This window comes from Paenibacillus sp. FSL H7-0943 (assembly GCF_037963265.1).
Taxonomy (GTDB): domain Bacteria; phylum Bacillota; class Bacilli; order Paenibacillales; family Paenibacillaceae; genus Paenibacillus_AQ; species Paenibacillus_AQ odorifer.
Window position 1 is genome coordinate 5405577 of record NZ_CP150148.1, and the last position, 18588, is coordinate 5424164.

At 45.5% G+C, this 18588-nt stretch carries 16 protein-coding genes; 1 reads left to right on the forward strand and 15 read right to left on the reverse strand.

Annotated elements, in window-relative coordinates:
- Positions 1–11: 11 nt before the first annotated feature.
- From NSQ55_RS23680 to NSQ55_RS23725, 10 genes are all read right to left on the reverse strand, one after another.
- Positions 12–1310 carry an NCS2 family permease gene (locus NSQ55_RS23680; RefSeq protein ID WP_036677630.1) on the reverse strand — a complete coding sequence of 433 codons (1299 nt, stop codon included), beginning with the start codon at positions 1308–1310 and terminating at the stop codon, positions 12–14.
- Positions 1311–1549: 239 nt separating this feature from the next.
- Positions 1550–2305 carry a tRNA threonylcarbamoyladenosine dehydratase gene (locus NSQ55_RS23685; protein ID WP_076130395.1) on the reverse strand — a complete coding sequence of 252 codons (756 nt, stop codon included), beginning with the start codon at positions 2303–2305 and terminating at the stop codon, positions 1550–1552.
- A 61-nt stretch (positions 2306–2366) separates the two neighbouring features.
- Positions 2367–4151, reverse strand: coding sequence for an aspartate--tRNA ligase (gene aspS / locus NSQ55_RS23690; RefSeq protein WP_076193219.1), 1785 nt, complete (start codon positions 4149–4151; stop codon positions 2367–2369).
- Positions 4152–4206: 55 nt separating this feature from the next.
- Positions 4207–5460: a histidine--tRNA ligase gene (gene hisS / locus NSQ55_RS23695; RefSeq protein ID WP_076281194.1), complete on the reverse strand. Its 1254-nt coding sequence runs from the start codon at positions 5458–5460 to the stop codon at positions 4207–4209.
- Between the two features lie 203 nt (positions 5461–5663).
- Complete coding sequence (locus NSQ55_RS23700) at positions 5664–5789, reverse strand: hypothetical protein (RefSeq protein ID WP_282579983.1); 126 nt, start codon at positions 5787–5789, stop codon at positions 5664–5666.
- A gap of 367 nt (positions 5790–6156) precedes the next feature.
- Positions 6157–6606: a hypothetical protein gene (locus tag NSQ55_RS23705; RefSeq protein ID WP_036677637.1), complete on the reverse strand. Its 450-nt coding sequence runs from the start codon at positions 6604–6606 to the stop codon at positions 6157–6159.
- Positions 6607–6654: 48 nt separating this feature from the next.
- Positions 6655–7164: a type 1 glutamine amidotransferase domain-containing protein gene (locus NSQ55_RS23710; protein ID WP_076105448.1), complete on the reverse strand. Its 510-nt coding sequence runs from the start codon at positions 7162–7164 to the stop codon at positions 6655–6657.
- A 150-nt stretch (positions 7165–7314) separates the two neighbouring features.
- Positions 7315–7470 (reverse strand): hypothetical protein, encoded by a 156-nt coding sequence (locus NSQ55_RS23715; RefSeq protein WP_175617366.1) that lies wholly within the window; start codon positions 7468–7470, stop codon positions 7315–7317.
- A gap of 133 nt (positions 7471–7603) precedes the next feature.
- Complete coding sequence (dtd, locus tag NSQ55_RS23720; protein WP_036677641.1) at positions 7604–8047, reverse strand: D-aminoacyl-tRNA deacylase; 444 nt, start codon at positions 8045–8047, stop codon at positions 7604–7606.
- A 21-nt stretch (positions 8048–8068) separates the two neighbouring features.
- Positions 8069–10249: a bifunctional (p)ppGpp synthetase/guanosine-3',5'-bis(diphosphate) 3'-pyrophosphohydrolase gene (locus NSQ55_RS23725; protein WP_036677643.1), complete on the reverse strand. Its 2181-nt coding sequence runs from the start codon at positions 10247–10249 to the stop codon at positions 8069–8071.
- A gap of 313 nt (positions 10250–10562) precedes the next feature.
- On the opposite strand from NSQ55_RS23725, the gene uraA reads away from it, so the two are divergent.
- Positions 10563–11876 carry a uracil permease gene (gene uraA, locus NSQ55_RS23730; RefSeq protein ID WP_038572987.1) on the forward strand — a complete coding sequence of 438 codons (1314 nt, stop codon included), beginning with the start codon at positions 10563–10565 and terminating at the stop codon, positions 11874–11876.
- A gap of 252 nt (positions 11877–12128) precedes the next feature.
- On the opposite strand, the gene NSQ55_RS23735 is transcribed toward uraA, so the two are convergent.
- The 5 genes from NSQ55_RS23735 to secD form a co-directional block, all read right to left on the reverse strand.
- Positions 12129–12647: an adenine phosphoribosyltransferase gene (locus NSQ55_RS23735; protein WP_339169407.1), complete on the reverse strand. Its 519-nt coding sequence runs from the start codon at positions 12645–12647 to the stop codon at positions 12129–12131.
- Positions 12648–12856: 209 nt separating this feature from the next.
- Positions 12857–15259 carry a single-stranded-DNA-specific exonuclease RecJ gene (gene recJ, locus NSQ55_RS23740; RefSeq protein ID WP_339169409.1) on the reverse strand — a complete coding sequence of 801 codons (2403 nt, stop codon included), beginning with the start codon at positions 15257–15259 and terminating at the stop codon, positions 12857–12859.
- 29 nt (positions 15260–15288) lie between these two features.
- Entirely contained in the window at positions 15289–16239 is a 951-nt protein-coding gene (locus NSQ55_RS23745) for a cation diffusion facilitator family transporter (protein ID WP_339169411.1), read from the reverse strand.
- A 143-nt stretch (positions 16240–16382) separates the two neighbouring features.
- Positions 16383–17285, reverse strand: a complete 903-nt coding sequence (secF, locus tag NSQ55_RS23750; RefSeq protein ID WP_052097271.1) for a protein translocase subunit SecF — start codon at positions 17283–17285, stop codon at positions 16383–16385.
- The gene (gene secD / locus NSQ55_RS23755) at positions 17275–18525 is read right to left on the reverse strand and encodes a protein translocase subunit SecD (RefSeq protein WP_036677653.1); all 1251 of its coding nucleotides are present in this window, start codon (positions 18523–18525) and stop codon (positions 17275–17277) included. Before secD ends, secF begins: the two co-directional genes overlap by 11 nt.
- Positions 18526–18588 lie beyond the last annotated feature (63 nt).

The window sequence follows — 18588 nt, forward strand, 5'->3', positions numbered from 1 at the left end:
TGGATGCCGCTCTATAGCACAGCCTGCAAAATAAAGTTAGCCACAAACAAACCAGCAATTCCATACAGCGCAGGTGGCACTTCCTTCCCTTTGCCCAGCGCCAGCTTCACAATTGGGTAGGTAATAAAACCAAAAGCCATACCGTCCACGATGCTATAGGTGAATGGAATCATAACCATGATTAGAAAAGACGGGAACAGCTCGGTCAAATCACTTAAGTCCATCTCACGCACATTTTGTACCATTAGTCCCCCGATCACAATCAGGATCGGTGCGATCGCACTGTCGGGAATATAGGATAACAGCGGTAGGAATAAGAAGGTCGCCCCGAATAGAAGCCCTGTTACCAGCGAGGTGAGACCCGAACGCCCGCCCGCAGCTATTCCTGCATTAGATTCTGCAGCGGCCACGACCGGACTACTTCCGAAAAGACCTGCGGCGATATTAGCAAGCGAGAGCGCACGCAGGCTGCTTTTGAAGCGTTCTGGACGGCCTGCCATCATCGTCTGCGAGGCTACAAGACCGATATTTTCAAATACAACGATTAACAATAACAGGAATACAGCAATCCAGAACACCAGGCTCACAATGCCGCTCCAGTCCATTCCGAAAAATAGGCCGCCATAACCTGAGAATACATGCCCCGAGGCCTGTTTTTCCGGTGCATGTGCAGCTCCCAGCAGGTAGGCTAGTCCTGTACCGACCAGCATACTTATCAGCAGGCCTCCGTTAGTTCCCCGGATAAATAACACTAAAGCCAGCAATAAAGTCACACAGGATGTAATAACTGCAGGATCACTAAAATGTCCTATGGCAACAAAAGTAGTCTGATGGGCAATCACTATCCCACTCTTTTGCAGCCCTATAAAGGTCAGAAACAGCCCTATACCGACTGTAATGGCATGCTGCAGGTTTTGGGGAATTGCCTCACTAAGAATACGATAAAGTGATGTGAAGGCCACGATAGCGAATAACACGCCTGTTATAACAACTACAGTAAGCGCCTCTCTCCAGTCCAGCTTCATGGAATGAACAAGCGTATAAGTGAAGAATGCGTTAATCCCCATCCCGGGAACCACGATGATAGGCGTCTTCCCGCCAAAAGCCATCAGCAGACAGCCGGTAATTGCGGTCAACAGTGTAGCCACCATTGCCGGTCTAAGCGGCATCCCCGCGTCATGGAGAATCGTCGCATTCACCATAACAATATAAACTGAAGCAAAATAGGAGAGAATCCCTGCAGCCCATTCCCGTTTCCAGTCATTCTCAGGCGCAAGCCCCACACTATTTCGCCAAAAATTCGATTTCATGTACAAAAACCTCCACTGATATTAAGTTCCGCAGGCGGATATTACCCGGATTATAAATCTAATAATCAGCCGTTCATCCCGGTTCAGCTATTATGCCTATTAGTGGCCTGCTTCTTGCAGAACCCGCCTGTTTAACGACAACAAAAGGGCGTACGCAGCCGGATTCCAGCTACTCGCCCTTTTGTCCATTACTCTAATCCTATAACTATAATTGAAACAGCCTCAGCTCAGCGATTCACTTACAAGCTGACGCCTCCAGCCTCAAGCAAGTCACGCACGGCAACGCTGACCATAATTAGGCCGGCTACCGGTGGAACAAATGAATTGCTGGCTGGCGGTTGTTTCGCTTTACGTCGATCCGGCGCATTCTCCGGAACAATCTTGTCCGTAACATCCTGACGTGGCTTCATTGGCGGCTCCGTAGAGAAAACCACCTTCACGCCTTTCTTAATCCCATCCTTACGCAGCTTCTGGCGAATGACCCGGGCAATCGGATCATACGTTGTTTTGGAAATGTCCGCTACCTGGAATCTTGTAGGATCCATTTTGTTGGCAGCGCCCATGCTTGAGATCATTGGAATTCCACGTGCCAGACATTCTTTAATCAAATGGACCTTGTAGATAATCGTATCCGAGGCATCAATCACATAATCCGGTTTCAGCTTGAACAGTTCCTCATAGGTTTCTTCCGTATAGAACATGTTCAGCGCAATCGCTTCACATTCCGGATTAATCAGCTTCACACGGTCTACCATCAGTTCGGCCTTCTTTTGCCCAACCGTTGTAGTAAGTGCGTGGATCTGCCGATTCACATTGGTAATGTCGACGGAATCCTTATCAATCAGAATCAGTCTGCCGATCCCGCTACGAGCCAATGCCTCAACAGCCATACCGCCAACACCGCCGATACCAAGTACCGCTACTGTGCTGTTCTTCATAATCTCCAGACCTTCCGGTCCGATCGCCAGTTCCGTACGTGAGAACTGATGCAGCATGAGGTCAGCCTCCTTCAAAAGCTATGGCGAAGCAGAAATCTGCCTCGCCCGCTTTATTTAATTATTCTTTTTCTTTTTCTTTCTTTGGTTTAAGAGCCAGCTTAATATGCAGTTGCTCCAATTGTGAACCGTCTACTGGTGCAGGTGCATCCATAAGCAGGTCCGTTGCACTTGCCGTTTTCGGGAATGCGATGGTTTCGCGTAGATTTGTACGACCCGCCAGCAGCATAATTAGACGATCTAAACCGAAGGCAATACCACCATGTGGAGGTGTACCATATTCGAACGCATCCATCAGGTAACCAAATTTCTCGTAAGCAACCTCATCTGAGAAGCCGAGAGCTTGGAACATTTTTTCCTGTACTTCACGTTTGTAAATCCGCATGGAGCCGCCGCCTACTTCATAACCGTTCAGAACAATATCGTAGGCTTGTGCACGAATTGCACCTGGATCTGTGTCGAACAGATGCAGATCCTCTTCACGTGGACGAGTGAACGGATGGTGTTCTGCTACATAACGTTTCTGATCTTCATCATAACCAAGCAATGGGAAGTCAGTCACCCAAGCGAACTTGAACACGTTATCGTCGATCAGACCCAGCTGACGTCCGATTTTGACACGAAGGGCACCTAGAACGTCCGCTACAACCTTTTTGGTATCAGCGGAGAACAACAGTAGGTCGCCTTCTTCAGCGCCTGTACGCTCCTTCACAGCGGCAATTTCTTCTTCAGTGAAGAATTTGACAATCGGCCCTTTGAACTCGCCGTCTTTCACTTGAATCCAAGCCAAACCTTTCGCTCCATAACGCGCAGCATAAGGTCCGAGATCATCGATTTCTTTACGAGTCCAAGTCCCACAGCCTTTAGCATTTAGACATTTCACTTCTCCGCCTTTTTCGATCACGGAAGCGAATACCTTTACGCCACTTGTGGCAACAATATCGTTCATTTCTACAAGCTCTAATCCAAAACGCAGGTCAGGTTTGTCTGAACCGTATTTGCCCATAGCCTCAGCATAAGTCAAACGTTGGAATGGAAGCTGAATATCCGCTCCTACAGTTTCTTTAAACAGACGTTGCATCAGGTTCTCCATCATGCCAAGCAGCTCATCCTGAGACAGGAATGAAGTCTCGATGTCCACTTGTGTAAATTCCGGCTGACGGTCAGCACGCAAATCTTCATCACGGAAACAACGAGCAATTTGATAATAGCGTTCAACGCCACCCACCATCAATAGCTGCTTGTAGATTTGTGGAGATTGTGGCAATGCGAAAAATTCGCCTTCATGCACACGGCTTGGCACCAAATAATCACGCGCACCTTCCGGTGAGCTCTTAGTTAGGATTGGTGTTTCTACATCAATAAATCCTTCACTGTCAAGGAAATCGCGGAAAATCTTAGAAGCTTTCGAGCGTAGCAACAATGTTTTTTGCATTTCTGGACGACGCAGATCCAGGTAACGATATTTCAGGCGAAGAGATTCGTCTACTTCCACTCCATCTTCGATGAAGAATGGAGGGGTCTTAGCAGCGTTCAGCACTTCGATATCTGTAATTTGAACTTCAATCTCACCTGTTGGCAGATTGCGGTTAATGGTTTCTTCATCACGTTTAACCACTTTTCCTTTGACAGCCAAAACATACTCACTGCGAACCTTATCCGCAATTTGCAGTGCTTCGCCGGAGTAGTCCGGGTTGAATACAACTTGCACAATACCGCTTCTGTCACGCAGGTCAATAAAAAGTACGCCCCCAAGGTCGCGGCGGGTCTGGACCCATCCGTTCAAGGTTACCGTTTGTCCAATATGTTCTGGTGTTAATTGCCCACAGTTATGACTTCTTTGCATAATTCACCATTCCCCTTTTTATTTAAAAATACATTTCTACTTAAAAAGTCTTCTTCTATACCAACGCCTGAGCCAGCTCTTCGAGCTTCACAGTCTGCTGTTCCCCTGTGCTCATCGACTTCAACGCAATTACACCATTCTTCAGCTCGTCTTCGCCAAGAATCGCAGTATAACGTGCCGACATACGGTCAGCTGACTTCATCTGCGCCTTCATCTTCCGGCCGAGGTAGTCGCGTTCTGCCGAGAACCCTTGGCTACGCAGAAAGTATAGCTGCTTGGAGATTTCAATGTCAGCCTCATCGCCAAGAGCTACAAAATACACATCCAGTGGCTTCGCAGTCTCCAGTTCTACCTTCTGATCTTCCAGAATAAGAAGAATACGCTCCAGTCCGATCCCAAAACCAATACCCGGTTGATCCGGTCCACCGATTTCTTCAACCAAACCGTTGTACCGGCCTCCGCCGCCTACGGTATCAATAGAGCCAATGCCAGCTGCTTTATATTCAAACGCAGTATGCGTGTAATAATCCAAACCACGTACAAGACGAGGATTAATCGTGAACTCCACACCCATAATGTCGAGATGCATCTTAACCTTCTCAAAATGAGTTATGCATTCATCATCCAAACTGTCCAAAATGGAAGGCGCATCTGTAAATTTATCCTGATCCACCTTGCAATCCAGCACACGAAGCGGATTACGCTCGATTCGACGCTGACAGTCACTGCAGAGGTTATCCTTCATCGGTCTAAGGAATCCCAGCAGCTTCTCCCGGTAAGCCGCACGGCTTGGTGCATTACCCACGGAATTAAGCTCCACTCTTACATCCTTAAGACCTAGATCCTTATAGAATTGATAGCCCATAGAGATTACTTCTGCATCAATAGCCGGATCCACGGCCCCAAACGCCTCAATCCCAAACTGATGGAACTGGCGATATCTTCCGGCCTGCGGACGCTCATAACGGAACATAGGTCCGATATAATACAGCTTGCTTACATCAGGTTCACCGTATAGCTTGTTCTGAACGTAAGCCCGCACGACACCAGCCGTTCCTTCTGGACGAAGAGCCAAATCACGGTCGCCTTTGTCCTTGAACGTATACATTTCGCCTTCCACAATATCCGTTGTTTCGCCTACTCCACGTTCGAATAACCCTGTGTGCTCAAACATAGGTGTGCGAATTTCCCGGTAGTTAAAACGGCGGCATAAATCTCTGGCCTTCCCCTCAATATACTGCCATTTCTCCACAGCACCCGGAAGCACGTCCTGCGTTCCTGTTGGTTTCTCGAATCTTTCTTTAGCCACAGTCTATCCCTCCTAAAAAATAACCCCTCTAAAGCTGTTCTCTTCATCTGTTTCTATTGCAGAAAAAGCAAAAAATCCCTCGCCCTGTTTTATAAAAAAACAGGGACGAGGGATTATCATAACCAATAATACACCACGTGGTACCACCCACATTCCGGATCAGTAAAAATATACTGAAGCCGCTCAAAGCGGTTAACGCCCGCCTACGCGTAACGGCTACTGATCGCGGCAATCAACATTGCCCACTTTCGCCGTACGTTCTCGGGGAGGTCATTCATTCGCTCATCAACAGAATCCTTGCAGCCAAGCGATACCGGTTCATCATCCACTTAAGTAGATGTCATCCGAATCGACAAGGGATCCTTCTCTGGAGTTGTGGGTTCTCGAATTACTTGGTCCCGTCATCAAAACCATATGATAAAATCGTATATTGTTAATATTCTACTGAACTACTGCATTAAAGTCAAGATAGTAAAAAGGATGCCTAGTATAAATTTTGACAGCTTCCGAGTTTTTTATTCAGCAATTATATTGTAACAAAAAAAATGACCTGCAGCCGAATGCTGCAGGTCCATCATCATATATTATTAAAAAGGGGGTCATGCCTTTATTATAAACACGCTATATTAAGGAATCATGTACGGAATATTACGATTATATTACATTCCATGAAAGCGGTTTATTTTTAATAGAATACTATTCGAATTGTTCAACATAGGCCCCTTTGCCCCGAAGGATTTCCACAACTTCATTATAATTCTCTTCTGCTATACTTAGCTCCATCACATAACGAAGTTCACTTAAATCCCCATCTTCGAGATCTCCTTCTGCCACGTTCGCACTAACCTGATCTTCATTCACACTATAATGTGTTTCAGGGTCAGCCCGAGTGTCGGAAGCGGCAATGCCAGGAACCAGCATAGCTCCAGCTGCAGGTGTGCTAGCCGTTCCAAGCGTTCCAGTTGTGCCTGCGACTACAGATGCACTATCCAGTGGAATGATTGGAAACAGAATATTACGATCATTGCCGATAGGGTCTGTGAGTGGCCAAACCTCCAAGCCATCCACCTTATAGCTAATCAATGCTGTTTTTGCGCCTTCTGCTTCATTTTCAGTTCTGAAATACGCTTGGATTTTTCTGCTCATTGCCATTACCTCCTTGGATTATAAGACTCTAAAATAAAAAATGCTTATTTATTTCAGGACCTTCAATATTTCACGAACAAATGCAGGCTCATCTTTTGGTGTACGCGAAGTAATGTAATTGCGATCAACCACTACTTCCTCATCCTTAAACTCCGCGCCGGCATTCACAACATCATCCTTCAGCGGAGGATAAGAGGTAATGGTGCGTCCCTTAAGCAAGTCTGCACTGATCAGAATTTGCGGTCCGTGACAAATAGAGGCGATAGGCTTGCCTGCTTCATTTGCTTCTTTTACAAACTTCAAAATATCGGCATTTTGCCGTAAATTCTCGGGGGAAGAACCACCCGGGATGACAATCGCGTCATAATCACTTGCTTGAACATCGGCGATCGCCTTGTCTGCTGCGTAGGAGACTTCTTTCTTTTTACCTAGCAAGGTCTCCCCTTTTTTCAAACCAATAATGTCAGCTTGATGTCCTGCCTTTATAATTTCATCATAAGGAACCTTCATTTCAGAATCTTCAAAATCATTAGCCAGTAAGAAAGCAACGTTACTCATGTAATAGTTTCTCCTCTCTGTCTTTAGCAATTAATGATGTTCTAATTATTCTTTCTTGTGGTCTATTACCCTTATGAGGATGCTTTCTAACCTTTAATCGGAAAAAAGGCTTCCTTCACAACACCGAAAAAGCCGCATTTTCCACCCGCTTCAGGTACGCGGCAAGAGATTGCGGCTTCTTCCTTTCATCACTAGTGGTTCGGTCTCGCCGTCTAGCTTTTTGGCTAATGCACAGGCTTCCATAGGACTCCCAGTCGGTAGTGCCGGGATACTTCTCCATACCCATGCCTTCTGTGATTGTCTCATTCTTAAACTCCTGCCTTATGCGTGATATCTGCCTGCATTTAGTTTATCCAGCCCAAAGAAGCTCTATCCGCATAAAAAAAAGATGTCGAAAGTTAGCTCCGGCCAGAAGCAATCTTCGACATCCTCTATTTCGTTAGCTGCGGCTATCCAGAATGAGAGTAACTGGGCCCCAATTGGTCAGCGACACATCCATCATCGCTCCAAATATGCCCGTCTCCACCTGAAGACCTCCAGCTCTAAGCTCTTGATTAAAATAATCATAAAGACGCTCGGCCTCCGCAGGAGCTGCAGCTCCCATGAAATTCGGCCGTCTTCCCTTACGGCAATCTCCGTATAAAGTAAACTGGGACACTGAAAGAATAGCTCCGTTAGTATCCGTGACACTATAATTCATTTTGCCAGCATCATCTTCAAAAATACGCAGTCCAGCTATTTTATCCGCTAAATATTTGGCATCCTTCTCTGTATCTTCATGGGTAACGCCGACAAGCAGCATCAGGCCATTGCCAATCGCTCCGGTCACTGTCTCATCCACGGTTACTTTGGCGTCCTTACAACGCTGTACTACAACTCTCATCGCACTACTTCGCTCCTTGCCTTATTGCATGATCCGATTCACTGTATATACATCCTTGACTCGTTTCACTTTATCTACAACGGATTGTAGATGCTCCGTATTACGAATAAGGATGGTCATATGAATCATTGCCATCTTATTCTTGTCAGAGCGCCCAGTGACCGCTGAAATGTTCGTTTTGCTCTCGGACACAGCCTGCAGTACTTCATTGAGCAGTCCATTGCGATCATGGCCTGTAATCTCAATATCCACACTATAGTTTGCTTCCATCGTGCCTTCCCATTCCACTTCAATCACTCTAGCTGCTTCTTCTCCGTCACCTTCACCCGGAATATTAGGACAATCCTGGCGGTGTACAGATACGCCCCGGCCCCGTGTAACATAACCTACAATGTCGTCACCCGGAACCGGGTTGCAACATCGTGCAAAACGAACAAGTAAGTTTTCAATTCCTTTTACGCTAACGCCATTGGTGGGTTGATTTCTTCTTTCGCCGGAAGACTTGATCTCCTTCATCTCTGAAGTAAGCTCCAAGTGGTTAGCAGCTTCTTCCTGCTCCTTGCGCAGCTTCTCCGTCAAACGGGAGGCAATCTGCGAAGCGGTAATCCCACCAAAACCAACGGCAGACAACATATCCTCTACATCATTAAAAGCAAATTTTTTCGCAGCTTCCAACAGTTTTTCATCAGAAATCCACTCGGAAACTTCAACATTCAGGCGCTTCAGCTCACGTTCAATCGCTTCGCGACCTTTTTCGACATTTTCCTCACGTTTTTCTTTTTTGAACCATTGTTTAATTTTGCTTCTTGCGTGAGAGGATTGTGCAATTTTGAGCCAGTCACGGCTAGGTCCGTAAGAATGCTTAGACGTCAAAATCTCAACAATATCACCCGTCTTCAGCTTGTGATCAAGCGGCACGATCCGCCCGTTCACCTTGGAACCAATCGTACGATTGCCCACTTCTGTATGAATGCGGAACGCGAAATCAAGAGGCACAGAACCGGCAGGAAGCTCAATAACCTCACCTTTAGGAGTAAATACAAACACGAGGTCTGAGAAAAAATCCATTTTTAGTGATTTTACGAACTCTTCGGCATCCTTAGCTTCATGCTGCAGCTCCAATATTTCGCGAAAGAAAGGCATCCGATTCTCCGGATTAGCATTATTACTGCTGCCTTCTTTGTATGCCCAGTGTGCGGCTATCCCGTATTCTGCCGTGCGGTGCATTTCCCAGGTGCGAATTTGCACCTCAGTAGGCTCTCCGCCTGGTCCTACCACAGTAGTATGCAGAGATTGATACATATTGGCTTTCGGCATAGCTATATAATCTTTAAAACGCCCCGGCATTGGCTTCCATAAAGTGTGAATAATTCCAAGGGTTGCATAACAGTCCTTGATATTATCCACAATGATACGAATGGCCAGCAGGTCATAAATTTCATTAAACTGCTTGTTTTTTGTGCTCATTTTGTTATAAACACTGTAAATATGCTTCGGGCGGCCGGAAAGATCACCTTCAATGCCCATTTCATCCAGCTTGGCACGAATACGGCCAATTACGCTGTCGATAAATTGCTCACGTTCAGCCCGCTTCTTATGCACCAGATTAGCAATCCGGTAATACTGCTGCGGGTTCAAGTAACGAAGCGCAATATCCTCCATCTCCCACTTAATCGCGGAAATCCCCAGCCGGTCAGCTACAGGACAGAAGATCTCCAACGTCTCATAAGAAATACGGCGCTGGCTCTCTTCAGATTGGTATTTTAACGTTCGCATATTATGCAGACGGTCCGCCAGTTTAATGACAATGACCCGGATATCCTGGGCCATAGCAATAAACATTTTGCGGTAATTCTCGTTCTGCTGCTCTTCCTTTGAGCGAAAGCGAATACGTTCCAGCTTCGTTAAGCCGTCAACAAGCATTGCGCAGGTATCGCCAAATTTAGCGCGGATTTGTTCCAGTGAGACCGTCGTATCTTCCACCACATCATGCAAAAGCGCTGCAACAATAGATATAACATCCATTTGCATATTGACGACAATATCTGCCACCGCCAGCGGATGCAGAATGTATGGCTCCCCCGACTTGCGGATCTGCCCGTGATGAGCCTGATCGGCAAATTCATAAGCTTCCCGGATGCGGAGAAGATCTTTATCTTTTATATAGGCGCCAGCCTTATCAATTAATCGCTCAATGCCCATTCTCGTCGTATCCGATTCCTTTCTATAATAAAATGAACCCGCAACTGTTCAAAAATCTGCAGGTTCCAATCATTTCATTTGTCCAAGCTTACTTACGCCCTTATTCAAAGTTGTCTATAATTATGAGGCTTAAGGAGGATTACGTCAACACTTGCCATCTCATGGTATTCCAGAAGTAAAAGTAATTAAATTCGGACAAATTAATAACACTTGTGAAAATGTTGTTGTAAAAAAGCCAAGTTCTATTTAATCTAGTAAAGGCGGATTTTCGCCGGACAACCTAATATCAGATAAGAAAGAGGAGTGAACTCCATTGCAACGCGAAATTCAAGTTAACGAAAAACTTCCATGGGGCCCAGGCTTTCTATTAAGTCTCCAGCATTTGTTTGCCATGTTTGGCAGTACAGTGCTAGTGCCTAACTTGTTCGGGGTCGACCCTGGAATGATTTTGCTTATGAATGGTATCGGTACATTGCTGTACATTTGGATCTGTCGTGGTAAAATCCCTGCGTACCTTGGTTCCAGCTTTGCCTTTATTGCACCGGTATTGTCAGTACTCAGTCGTTACCCAAATGATCACATGAAAGGATACTCGCTTGCTTTGGGTGCTTTTATCGTCACTGGTATTATATTCGTGCTCGTGGCATTGATCATTCGTTATGCAGGAACCAAATGGATTGATGTTGTTTTCCCTCCGGCAGTAATGGGAGCTATCGTAGCTACGATCGGACTTGAACTTGTACCTGTTGCCGCACGAATGGCAGGACTTATTGCTCCTGAAGGCGTTGCAGTTGCAGACTGGACTCCAGATGGCAAAACAATCGCACTTTCTATGGTGACACTTGGTGTAACTGTAATTGGAGCTGTACTCTTCCGCGGTTTTCCAAAAATCATTCACATCCTTATTGGTATCGTCACTGGTTATGGTTTAGCATATATTTTGAAAATGGTGGATACCGCTGCTATCTCTAATGCAAAATTTTTAGCGCATCCTTCCATTGTTACTCCTTCATTTGATTGGAATGTAATATTCACTATTATCCCGGTATCATTAGTTGTTATTGTTGAGCATATTGGACATTTACTTGTTACAAGCAATATTGTCGGCAGAGACTTGGCAAAAGATCCTGGACTTGACCGCTCTCTGATGGGGAACGGGATATCTACAATTATCTCCGGTTTTATCGGTTCTACTCCAAATACAACCTACGGTGAAAATATCGGGGTTATGGCGTTGACTAAAGTATATTCGGTATATGTAATCGGCGGCGCAGCGGTGATTGCTATTCTGCTTTCTTTCTCTGGTACTTTCTCCTCCGTCATCGCTAATATTCCAACCCCTGTAATGGGTGGTGTATCCCTGTTGCTGTTTGGTGTAATTGCGGCTTCCGGATTACGTATTTTCGTTGAGCAAAAAGTTGATTTTTCCAAGGCTACGAACATGATCATGGCTACGTTGGTACTCGTTGTCGGAATCAGTGGTACAACCCTTACTATGGGCAACGTTAAACTAAGTGGTATGGCGCTGGCTACAATTGTTGGTATCGTATTGGCATTGTTCTTCAAACTCATTGAAGTGCTTGGACTGTCTAATGATGGCGGAGAAAGTGATAAAACTGCCCATTAATCGATTGTAAAAATAGAATTTTAAAAAAGCTGCTCCAACATCCATTTATGGACTTGGGCAGCTTTTTTTATTAACGCAGATACAAAACAGCAACTCTCCGCCACAAGGCAGACAGCTGCTGTTATTATCTTACATTTTCCAATTAATGTTTAACTTCCACACTTTGCGTCACGCGCTAATCTTTGCACTTTTCAGCATAATTCGAGCGCCGAATCCCCGTTTATTTCCCGGGAAAAGACAAACTTTACAAGATTACTCCTCGTAATTCACCAAGGAAAGAACTTCAACTCCAGAAAGCTTATTACGCCCAGCAAGCTCAACCAGCTCAATCAGAAAAGCAGCACCTACCACTTTACCGCCAAGCTGTTCTACAAGGTTAACCGAAGTAGCAATGGTTCCACCAGTAGCCAATAAATCATCAGCGATCAATACTTTTTGACCAGGCTTGATGGCATCTGTGTGAACAGCAAGGGTGTCCTTGCCATACTCAAGATCATAACCTACCTCTATAGTCTCATATGGAAGCTTGCCGCTTTTACGAATCGGCACAAAACCTACTCCCATCGCATAAGCAAGAGGTGCTCCAACTACGAAGCCACGTGCTTCTGGTCCAGCGATAACGTCGATTTCCAAATGCGCTACGAGAGCTTTCAACGCGTCAATCGCTTGGCGGTAAGCCTCACCGTCTTTAAGCAATGTGGTGATATCTTTAAAACTAATACCTTCTTTAGGGAAATCAGGAATCACACGAATACTATCTTTAAAATCCAAATTTATCATCTCCTATAAGTTTTGTAAGCATAAGCTGCTTTGATTTCAGATCGACAAAACTTGCTTCGTAAGCATTCGCTTTGTTTTGTAAGCATAAGCTACAGTGATTTCAGATCGGCAAAACTTGCTTCGTAAGCATTCGCTTTGTTATATGAGCGTTGCATTTTTATACACCATTGGGTACGCTCAGCATCTCATATTCGCATGGATTATGATACGCCTAAACGACGCGATAACATCCAGTCCTGTAACTCTGACAGGCTGCCCTCCATGAAGTATTGCTCCATCTCCGCCATCTGTCCCAGTCGGACAAAATGACTCGATGCTGTCAGACTTTTAGCTACTGGCTGAGTAATAAACGCCACACTTCCCTGACTTCTTTTAATAAAATCAAGCTCCTCAAACACATCAAGCATGTTGTTAAGCATGCGGATACTTAACGAGGACTGGCGGCTTAACCGCAGCAAAACTTCGTTCTCAGGCGTTGCAACTGAGGTGATCGAAGCCAACAGTTTATATAGTATTTTGAAATGATCCCGTGTCGGAGTAATAAGTCGTTCTCGGCCATCCTTGATAGAATGCAATAACGCAATATTATCAGCATTAGGGAAGGTTTGGAGTAGCGCATCCAGTTGTTCAGGAGTCTCCGGCATATCCAGTAAGCATAACAGAGAGACATGCCCTGCTTCCTGAAGGGGCTCATCCTTAACAGCAGCGCTAATGCCAGCTTCTTTATCATATACCCATAAAGACATTCCTATCAATTCACTTGCAGGCTTACTACGTCCGTTCTGAAACACTGCAGCAGCTCGATACGGACCCGCACCGCTATAAGGAAGAAGTAGTTCTCTAATATGTGCGGCTTGCCGTACGGCGTCAGCAGCACCACGAAGATCGAATATCTGAGCATCCTGCACAGATAAATCCTGCAGCATCAGCTGTGATTTGCGTGAGCCATTCCATTCATTGATCGACAGCTCAGCTAACACGTTGATCGTAGTACCCGCCGGTAGCAGCCTGGCCAAAGCGCCTTTGCCAAAAGCCAAGGCTTCAATGCTGTTTTTCCCCTGCTGCAATACAATCTTCAGGTGTTTTCCATCTTGACCCATTGTACGTGTCTCTTTCACGGTAGCCCCACGAATAATAAACTTCGGCAACGGATTAGACATTCCGAAAGGTGCAAGCCTTTCCAATTCTAACGCGGTCTGCAGTGATAAATCTGAGATTGACACCTCTGCATCAGCGGAAGCAACAGGAACGAAATGCTCTGGCGTTAACACCCCGGACGCATATTCATTTAATGCTGCAGCAAAGGCTTCTAATCCATCCCGATGCAGGCTCATTCCCGCAGCGGCTGGATGACCTCCAAAATGATCCATTAAATCAGAACAAGAAGAAAGTGCAGCGTAGATATCAAGTCCAGGTATGGAGCGAGCAGAACCTTTGCACATTCCGGTCTCTGGATGTATATCCAGAATGATCACAGGCCGATAATAACGCTCCAGTAGTTTGGAAGCCACTATACCTACCACACCTACATTCCAGCCATGATCAGCAAGAACAATGATGTCTGGGATTTCGCCACCCTGTGTCATCTGCTCCAGCTTGGCAGTGGCCTCAACAACAATTCTTTCTACCACCAATTGGCGTTCTTTGTTAAGCAGGTCAAGCTCTCCAGCTAGCTGCTCTGCCTCAGCCGCATGCTCGGTAGTGAGGAGGGACACAGCCCGTCCAGCATGATCCAGGCGACCACTGGCATTGATGCGCGGCGCCATGCCAAAAGCGATATTGACCGCACTCACAGTGCTCATGTTCACACCGCTAACAGCGAGTAAGGCACGAATCCCCGGGAAACTTGAATGCCGCATACTTTCCAAGCCATTTCTAACAATCTCACGGTTCTCGCCAAGCAGCGGCATTAAATCCGCAACCGTTCCTATCGCTGCAATCTCTGCCCATTCTGTGGGAGTCTCTTCCCCTAGAATAGCCTGAGCAAGCTTATAAGCCACACCTACACCCGCTAATCCTTTGAACGGATAAGGGCAATCTGGCAGCTTGGGATTAATAAGCGTATAGGCCTCTGGCAAAAGCTCAGGAGGTTCATGGTGATCCGTAACGATCACATCGATCCCCAGTTCATTAGCGTAAGCAACCTGATGATACGCGCTAATGCCAGTATCTACTGTAATGATTAAGGAGACACCTTGCTGTAAAGCCCAATCCAGGGCATGATTATGCAGCCCATAGCCCTCGTTAGAGCGGTGTGGGATATAAATATCAAAGGAAGCGCCTAAATAGCGCAGCAGATGAATCATAAGTGCTGTGCTGGACACCCCGTCGGCATCATAATCGCCATAAATAAGAATATGTTCTTCATCTTTTAAAGCCTTTCTAATTCTAGGAACCGCTTCAGCCATTCCTTTGAGTAGGAACGGATCATGCTGTTCTTCCTCACTGCCATCCATAAAGCTTAGAGCTTCATGAGGCGTGTTCATTCCTCTATTTACTAATAGTGAGGATAAGAGTGGAGAAATAGAAAGGCTCCGGGCCATATCCCTAACTGTGTCGGGATTGGCTGCCGGAGATTGCCATCTTGTTTTTGAATAAAGCAATAGAACTCACCTTTCTCTCACCTTGCAAACTACTGAAGCAACGTAGGAATATCATTATCCGGCAATTCATAATTGCTTTTGTACGGATAGCCGGGATCATAAGGAACAACGTCCATATGCACCTCACCGACATGAACAAACCGGTGCTGCAGCAGCTTCCTAGCGCATTCCGAAATATCCTGTGCTTCCATCACCGTAATCCGCGGATTTACACTGATTTTCACTTGAAGATTCACATAATTCCCTTGCTCAAGTGCCTTCAAATGTTCTACGCGAATGACGCCATGAACGCGTTGCACTGTTTCAATAAAATTAGCGGCTTCCTCCGAAGGAAGCTCCTGCGCATTTTTAGTGTTAATAGAGCTAGCAATGAGTGAATAGCCTTTACGAAGAATTAAAACTCCGGTTAAGAGTGCGGCAATAGGATCCATATAAGATAGAGGATGCCAATAGGTACCACCCATGGATAACGAAATTCCGACTAATACTGTGATAGATGTATATAAGCTGAAACGATGACTATTAACATATGCAGCATGACTGCCATCACCTATTTTTTTAAAGTAGCGATATTGATATTGAAAAACAGCTTCTTTAAACACAATAGATACTAAGACGGTTACAAACGCCAGCTGTCCGTGTGTAGATGATTTTCCATCTGTTAAGTCGCGGATTGCAGAGAATGCGATCTGCAGTCCCCCCATAAGAATAAATACCGAAAAAAGTATAGCCAGCAGCGGCTCCTTAGTGCCCCGCCGTTCTTCGATCCGTTGCTTACTCTTTCTCACTTGCTCAGAGCGCCACGGAAGAATATCCGCCAATTTAGCTGCTGCATCTGCTCCGGAATACAAAGCATCCCCCATTAATGCCTTGCTCCCTGAAATATAGCCAAAACTCCCCTTAGCTACTGCCAAAGTAACATCGCTAATGATCCCTGTCCAAGCAACCGTCTCGCTTTGCGGTGATCGTTCTTTATTCATACGAGGCCCTCCTTACCAATAGCAAGTAATCTCATGATGATTCAATACACATGACATGACCCTAAAGATTTCGAAAGCCGCGTCGCATTTGACGCGGCTTTCTTAAACGTATAAGAAAAGTAGAACTTCGATGCTAATTTCTTCTAACCTTTATTCGGGCTGCTCTTCACTTTAACCTTCTCACGCTTTTTAAGCACTAACCAGAGTGGACTTGCAATAAAGATGGAAGAGTAAGCTCCGAAGAGCAAGCCGATTACCATCGCAAGCGAGAACATCTTAATCGACTCGCCTCCGAACAATAACAGGAAGAACGCCGCAATAAATACGGTAAATGCAGTATAGAGAGAACGCATGAGCGTTTGAGCCACACTTTTGTTCACAAGGTGTTTCAAGTCTTCATAAGTTTTCTGTTTACCAAAACGTAAATTCTCACGGATACGGTCAAAGATAACGATCGTATCATTGATGGAATAACCGATGATCGTAAGCACCGCTACAATGAACGTCAAATCCACTTCCAAGCGGAAGATAGAGAAGAGCGCGACTACGATAAAGGCATCATGGAGCAAGGCCACAATCGATGCCACGGCGAAACGCCATTCAAAACGAATACTTACATAAATAATAATCCCCAGACAAGAAATCAGAACTGCATAAATAGCATTACGTGCCAATTCTTTTGCCATTTCAGTGTCCACGGTGTTAATTTCAAATGATGCTTTGTCATCCAGCTTAAGGATTTCAGCTTTTAGGGCTTCATCTTGAGCCTCATCAAGAACTTCGTCATAACGAATATTCACACGCTGATCACCAAACGAAATCGTCGGTTCATGATCGACATCGATTGCACTAGTTGCAGTCTTAACCTGATCCAAGTTCAAATTCTTGGATAGGGAGATGTCCACATTAGATCCAGCTTTAAAGTCAACGCTGTAATTCAGGCCAAATGTCGCCAGGAAAATCAATCCTGCTACTGTCAATGCGATAGAGAAAATATAGAAATATTTACTCAAATGTACGAAATCAAGCTCTTTCTTAAAGCGCACGGATTTCACTCTCCTTAACACCGAAGCTCTTCGGTTTGTTCAGCTTACCCGCTTTGACAAGCTGGCTAAGCAACCAGTGGGAGAAATAAAGATTCGTGGCGATACTCAGCACGATTTCTACAATCAGCACCAATGCAAAGCCTTTGACCGCACCTGTACCGAAGGCAAACATAACTGCTGCCACAATAATAGTAGTCACATTGGAGTCCATTACTGTCCGGAAAGAGGATTTATTCCCTGCCTTAACGGAGGACAGTATACTTTTTCCACTGCGCATTTCTTCCCTTATCCGTTCGTTGGTAATGATATTGGCATCGACCGCCATACCTATACCCAGAATAAATGCGGCTATACCAGGCAGCGTCAAGGTGAAGTCCGCGAAGACGAAGACCGCAATTAGCGCCCATGTATGCAAGAGCAAGGCAAAACTAGCCAAAAGACCTGGCAAACGATACATTCCGATCATGAAAATAAGGATAATCACAGAAGCCAGCAGACCTGCTCGAATCGTTTGATCAAGCGATTGCTTACCCAGGGTAGCACCCACACTTTGGGAATATTTCTCCGTCAGCTTCAGTGGCAATGCACCTAGGTTAATCGTGTCTGCAAGTTCGCGCGCTTCCTTAATTGTATAGTTACCAGAAATAGAAGCACTGCCATCGGTAAGTACTGCTTGTACCGTAGGGTCAGATAGTTTGTTCTCATCCAAGTAAATTGCGAGATTCTTTCCCAAGAGACGTTTAGTAATCTCTGCAAATTTGTCCTTGTCCTTAATCTTGATGCTGATGATTGGCTGATTCAGGTTATCCCGTCCAACTTCTGCAGCACCTTCAACAAAATCACTACCTACCAGTTCGATTTTGCTGTAAGTTCCCTCAGCGTCACCTTCAGCAGCACTACGGAAAGTCAGAACTGCAGGTTCCTTCATTTTTTTACGAACCTCGGCTTCATCCGTTACGCCCGCAATTTTCAAACGGATACGGTCCGTACCTTCAGTAGTTACCTCTGGTTCACTTGTTCCGAGCGCATTCGCCCGTTTTTCTAAGCTTTCCGCTGTCTTCAGCAGAGAAGCTCGGGACAATGCTGCTCCCGCTTCCATAGGCTCAGCATGATACAAAATCTCAAATCCGCCTTTCAGGTCAAGACCAAGTCTAACCTTGTCCAGCAGTCCAGGAGTAGTAAATGCCATAACGCCTGTCAAAACGAGCACGGTAATAAAAAAGCCCATTAGTCTCTTCATGCTCTAGCTAGTTCCCCTTTCATTAACTCAATATTCCTATTATAGCTACACGCGAAATGACCG